Consider the following 5,501-nt stretch of genomic DNA (forward strand, 5'->3'; position numbering starts at 1 on the left):
ATCGCCTTCAAAATCAGCTCATGCGTGCGCTCATCCAGAGTTGCGCTCGTATACAGCCCATCGCCGTCGACCAGCGGCGTCACCGGCACCACCCGCGTCCCCACATTATTCGCATACACGCTCTGCACGTAGAAGTTTGGCGTGCCATACGAGCGCAGGTTGTCGAACCAGATGGCATCGGGCGTCCACTGCCATGCGTGCACGTTGGCCATCAGCGGCGCGTAGGAGGCCATGGTGACGACGTCGCCATTGCGCTCCAGGCCGGTCATAAACGCCGCCTCCGCAATCGCGCCCTTCCAGTTGTTGCGGTTGTCCGGGCTCACTGACTGCACGGTCTGCGCCGCATACTCGCCGGCAAAGATCTTCGGTCCCTTGCGGTCGTAGTTGTCATAGCGCGTGGAGTTGGAGAGGAACCAGTCGGGCGACATGTAGTAGTGCTCGTCCACAATGTCCGGGTGCAGCTCGCGCCAGTGCGCCCACATCTCGTCAAACGGATCGCCCGCCGGCGCAGGACCAGCCGCCACCACCAGCTTGATCTCCGGATGCTTCGCCTTCAGCGCCGCCGCAAACACCTTGTAGCGATCCACGTAGCGATCGCCCCACTGCTCGTTGCCCACGCCCATCATCTCCAGATGAAACGGCTCCGGGTGCCCCATCTGCGCCCTCAGCTTGCCCCACGGCGAAGTGACGGGGCCGTTGGCGAAATCGATGAGGTCGAGCGCGTCCTGGACGTATTCGTCCAGTTCGCTCATCTTGGCCGTTTCGTTGGTGTTGAACTGGCAGGCCATGCCGCAGTTGAGGATGGGCAGCGGGCGCGCGCCGATGTCCTCGGCGAGCTGGAAGTACTCGTAGAAGCCGAGCCCGAAGGACTGGAAGTAATCGGGCGCGGGCTTGTGGTCGAACTCGTCGTTCCAGCGATTGATGATGGTTTTGCGCTGCGCGATGTCGCCGACGGTGGTCTTCCAGCGATAGCGCGTCAGCAGTTGCCGCCCCTCCACAATGCACCCGCCGGGGAAGCGAAGGAACCCCGGATGCATATCAGCCAGCAGTTGCACCAGGTCCTTGCGCAGCCCGTTCGGCCTTCCCTTCCACGTGTCCACCGGGAACAGCGACACCATGTCCATATCCACCGCGCCAAGGTCATCGATATAGAGATTCAACTGCGCATGATCGGCGGTTGCGCTGGCGTGGATGACGGTTTCAAACTTCTTCCACTCGCCGGTGAAGCCCTCAAGCTTGCCGCTGGCGATGACTTTGCCGTTGTCGACCACTTCAGCGCGGATCGTCTTCGGCCCGCCACTCTTTCCATCGGTCCGCACGTAGGCAGAGAAGCGATAGTCCTCGCCTTCGTGAACGCCGATCCCTCGAAAGCCGGTGTTGTAAAAGCCGTATCCGCCGGCCTGGTGGACGCGCGCCTGGAGATAGTGGGGATTCGTGGCGTTCAAGGGCTTGTCGGTGAGGATGGCCAGCTCCCCCTTCGAGGGTTCGATCCCCTTGGGCGAGATCGGCATGATCTCCTTCCAGCCGGTGAGGGGTTCGCTGAATTCGAAGGAGCGGTTCTTGACCAGCTCCGGGTAGAGGCCGCCGTCGGCTGCGAAGTTGATGTCTTCGAAGAAGATGCCATACATCTGGGGGGAGATGGCGGCGCCGGGGTGGGCGAGGTCGACGGCGATGTTGGCGGGCTGCTCGGCGGGCAGGGCCGGGGCGAGAGCCAGGGCGGGGAGAAGGGCGGCGTAAACGCTTACTGAGCGAAGAATGGTGCGCATAAGAGTTGCGAGAATTCTACCCCAGGAGTCCTTTTGATTCCTGAGAGGCGTGGCGCGCGACCGGCTTTTCTGCGGCGCACGGGTGGAGTGCGACCATGAATCCAGAGGTCAGAATGCTCGAAATCCGCTCCCGCGCCATTCTCTTTGACATGGATGGCACCCTGGTTGACTCGACGGCTGCAGTTGAATTCTTGTGGCGCCGATGGGGCGCGCGGCACGGCATTGCGCTCGAGGATATCCTTGCCATCTCTCACGGCCGGCTGACGCGCGACACGATGCGCGAGATCGCTCCGCAACTGGACGCCGAAGCTGAAGCGGCGGCGCTGGATGGCGCTGCCGTTACCTACGGCGAGGGGATTGTGGCCCTGCGCGGCGCTGCGGAATTGATTGAGACGCTGCAGCCGCGGGAGTGGGCGGTGGTCACGTCCGCGCCGCGGTTGTTGGCGGAAGCGCGACTGCGCTTTGCCGGGCTGCCGATCCCGCAATGCCTGGTCGGCAATGAAGATGTGCGCGCCGGCAAGCCTGATCCCGATGGCTACCTGCAGGCCGCGATACGACTGGGCCTGGCGCCGGCGGAATGCACCGTGATTGAGGACACGCCGGCGGGGATTCTGGCGGGACGCGCGGCGGGGATGGCGGTGATCGCGATTGGAACGACGTTTCCGGAGAGCCAGCTCCTGGGCGCGGCGTGGGTCCCGGATTTCACCGCGATTCGCTTTCGGCGGCTGGCTTAGCTAGAGGCTGGTAGCTGTTTCCAGGGCGGCGCGATCCCACTTTGCGCAGACCGCCGCGGCTTCATAGGTGGATTGCAGGAACTCGAGCAGGGCTGCGTCCGGGTCGGGCGAAGTGCGCATGGCTTCATAGGGCAGCACGAATTCGCCGAACGTCTCGCTGTACTGCGCGGCGGCCGGCTCAATCTTGTACTCCCGAAACCCCCCGGGCTCCGGATAGGCGTAGCTGTAGAACATGGCTTCCATGCCGGGGCCGCCGGGCCAGAACCCCGCACTCGAAATTTCGTGCGAGTAGGCATCGCGCACCACGCGATCGGGCAACCCAGGCATGCTGGCGTGCTCCGGGGCAGTGCGCCCGCTGAAGCGCGTGCAGGCCAGGTCCATGGCGCCCCAGAAAAGATGAATCGGGCTCACCTTGCCGCGGAAGCGCGCGCGAAACTCCGTCAGGACACGCGTGGTTTGCAGCAGCACGCGCCAGAAGCGGTTGGCGTAGTCGGGGTCATAGGTACGATGGGCCTCGTCCTGGTCGAGGCGGATGGTTTCAGGCACTTCCACCGCTTGCGGCCAGATGCGGACGGGCATGCCGAGGTCGTCGAGCGACTCCATCGCGCGCCGGTAGAACTCCGCCACCGTGATCGGCGTGAGGGGAATGCTGCGCCGCGCGCCGCTGCTGTTGGCGATGCGCAGCATGTGATCGACGAAATCGAATTCGATCTCGAGCATGGCGCGGCCGTAGGGCATGGGAGAGGTGGTGACGCCGCGGATGGTGGGGTAGAGGGTGACGCCCCAGGTGTGATTGATGTGCGGCATGAGTGCCATGCGAATTTTGCCCACTACCTGCATCCACATCTGAAGGGTCGTGCACGTGTCGCCCCAGGCCGGCCATGGCAGCTCCGGCCAGACTTCCTGGGTGATGCTGGGGATGGAGAGGGAAGTTGCGGAATCTGCATTCATGACGCGCACCTCGCACAGTCATGTTACGCGAGGGGCTCGGCTGGGGAGGGAAGCGCCGGGCCATTGCGGCCCGGCTTCAGCTATGCGGAGACGTCGCCGCTGCAACCGGGGTGGCCGCATTCGCAGGCAATTTCTGCGGTGTCCTTGCGGTCTTCACAGAACTTGCTGCAATACTTTTGGTCGGTCATACAGCTACAGGCGGCGTGCGCGCATTTCTTCTGATCTGCCATGGATTTTTTCTCCTCAATGCCGCTGGGGCACTCGGAGACTTGGATGCGAGGGCGCCGGGAAAGTTCGTCCCGGGGTTGGTGTTATGGCAGCGCGCGGCAGGTCAGGCTTTGCCGCGTTTCAGGCTCATCTCCTGATCGGGCATCTGCCCGTCGCCGAACTTGACGTGGATCTTCATTTCGTCGCCGCTGAAGGTGCCTTCATGCTGGATGGTCATGCCGTTGAAGCTGGTCTCCCAGTAAACCTTCTCGCCGTCCACCTTGCCGTTCTGGATGTCCATGGGATCGCCCATGCCGGTTTCGACTGAACCGGTCAGCTTGGCGCCGTCCTGCTTCAGATTGAAGGTGACGTTCATATCGCCGTTGGGGCCCTGAATGGCTCCCGACCAGCTTCCGGTTGCGCCGGCCGCCGCGGCAGCCTGTGTGGCTGGAGCGGCAGGCTCCTGCTGGGCTGAGACCAGGGTTGCGGCGCCAAGCGCCAAAAACAGTGCTGTGCACACTGCCAGTGTCTTCTTCATGCGTCTGTCTCCGAAAGGAAATGTCGATCCGTCCCACCCGCGGGCGGAGCGAGCTTTGAGTTTGCTCCTATGGACTCAACAATCGCAACACGCGGGCGTCGCGGCGGATCCGTGAGTGCTTCTACGCTTGGGCCAGGTTATTGGGCGCCTTGTTTGAGGATTTGCTCGGCGAAGTAGTTTTTAACTTTGGCATCGTCGTGGAGCATTTCGTAGTAGGCATTCTGGAGAAGCTGGGTCTTGCGTTCGCGGAGGCTTTGGCGGATGGACTGCTGGACGCGGGGATCCTTGAGCTCGCGCTGGCCGGCGGCTTCACGGCTGAAGAGCTTGTAGATGGCATAGCCCATGAGCTTGTGACCGGGACCGCTGGGGTCAGTGACGGGCAGGGGCTGGGTGACCTGACCGGGCTTGAGCATGTTGATTGAACTGAAAACATCGGAATCGGTCTTCAACTGCGATTCGGGGATGAAGCCCATATCGCCGCCGTTGGGAGCCAGGCTGGGATTTTCAGAGAACTGCGAGGCGAGCGTGCCGAAGTCCTCGCCTGTGTCAACGCGGCTGCGGATGGACTGGATTTCTTTTTTTGCTTCGGCTTCGTTGGCCACGTGACGGGTTGGCTGTGCCGCGCCCTGCTGAGGAGGGTTGCCGGTGACCACGATCTGGGCAACGTGGTACTGAGGCTCAATGAGATTGAACTCGGACTTGTGGCTGTTGTAGTAGTCGGTGATCTCGGTGTCAGAGATGTTGATCTTGGACTCGATTTCCTTATTCACCAGCTTGGTCTGGGTGAGGCCGCGGCGAATCTGGCGCTTGAGATCGTCGAGGCTGAGGCCGCGCTGCTTGAGCTGGCGGTCGAACTCCTCCTGCGTGTAGGGCGCTTTGATCTCGGTGAGCTTGGCGTTGACGTCCTCGTCGCTGGCGGAGAGATTGAGCGTGGCCGCGCGCTGCTGCAGGATCTCGTCGTCAATCATGCTCTTGAGGGCATTGAGACGGAGGATGTTGGCCTGTTCCGCAGAGGGCTCCGGCTGGTTCTGGTCGAGGTTGGCCTTGTAGATCTTTTCCAGATCGGCACGCATGATCTCCTTGCCGTTGACGGTAGCCACGACATCGGCGCTGGGGGCGCGATGGCAACCCGAGAAACTCAGCAAGGTAAAGATGCTTAAGATGACGGCAGAAAGCGTGCGCGTCCGAACAACGGAATCGACTTGCAAACCTGATCTCTCCTCGGAAACTGCAACAGCTTCCGGCACTACAGGATAACTCTCTGGACTCGCCTGGGGCCAGAAGGTCATTGGATTTGTCGGCGCG

The 5,501-nt window shown here is 62.3% G+C and carries 6 protein-coding genes; 1 reads left to right on the top strand and 5 read right to left on the bottom strand.

Annotated features, from left to right (window positions below; all coding sequences use genetic code 11):
• On the bottom strand, positions 1 to 1,766 hold a 1,766-nt coding region (locus tag VGL22_RS10345), incomplete at its 3' end, for an alpha-L-arabinofuranosidase C-terminal domain-containing protein (RefSeq protein ID WP_465266838.1).
• Between the two features lie 95 nt (positions 1,767 to 1,861).
• On the opposite strand from VGL22_RS10345, the gene VGL22_RS10350 reads away from it, so the two are divergent.
• Positions 1,862 to 2,500 (top strand): HAD-IA family hydrolase, encoded by a 639-nt coding sequence (locus VGL22_RS10350; protein WP_465266839.1) that lies wholly within the window; start codon positions 1,862 to 1,864, stop codon positions 2,498 to 2,500.
• Here the strand turns inward: VGL22_RS10350 and VGL22_RS10355 are convergent, their stop codons facing one another.
• From VGL22_RS10355 to VGL22_RS10370, 4 genes are all read right to left on the bottom strand, one after another.
• Entirely contained in the window at positions 2,501 to 3,451 is a 951-nt protein-coding gene (locus VGL22_RS10355; protein WP_465266840.1) for a DUF5996 family protein, read from the bottom strand. It abuts the gene before it with no gap.
• An 80-nt stretch (positions 3,452 to 3,531) separates the two neighbouring features.
• On the bottom strand, positions 3,532 to 3,681 hold the full coding sequence (locus tag VGL22_RS10360; protein ID WP_465266841.1) for a hypothetical protein: 150 nt from the start codon (positions 3,679 to 3,681) through the stop codon (positions 3,532 to 3,534).
• Between the two features lie 101 nt (positions 3,682 to 3,782).
• Positions 3,783 to 4,196: a hypothetical protein gene (locus VGL22_RS10365; protein ID WP_465266842.1), complete on the bottom strand. Its 414-nt coding sequence runs from the start codon at positions 4,194 to 4,196 to the stop codon at positions 3,783 to 3,785.
• Positions 4,197 to 4,333: 137 nt separating this feature from the next.
• Entirely contained in the window at positions 4,334 to 5,404 is a 1,071-nt protein-coding gene (locus VGL22_RS10370) for a SurA N-terminal domain-containing protein (RefSeq protein WP_465266843.1), read from the bottom strand.
• Positions 5,405 to 5,501: the final 97 nt, after the last annotated feature.

It is taken from the genome of Occallatibacter sp., assembly GCF_036502485.1.
Taxonomy (GTDB): domain Bacteria; phylum Acidobacteriota; class Terriglobia; order Terriglobales; family Acidobacteriaceae; genus Telmatobacter.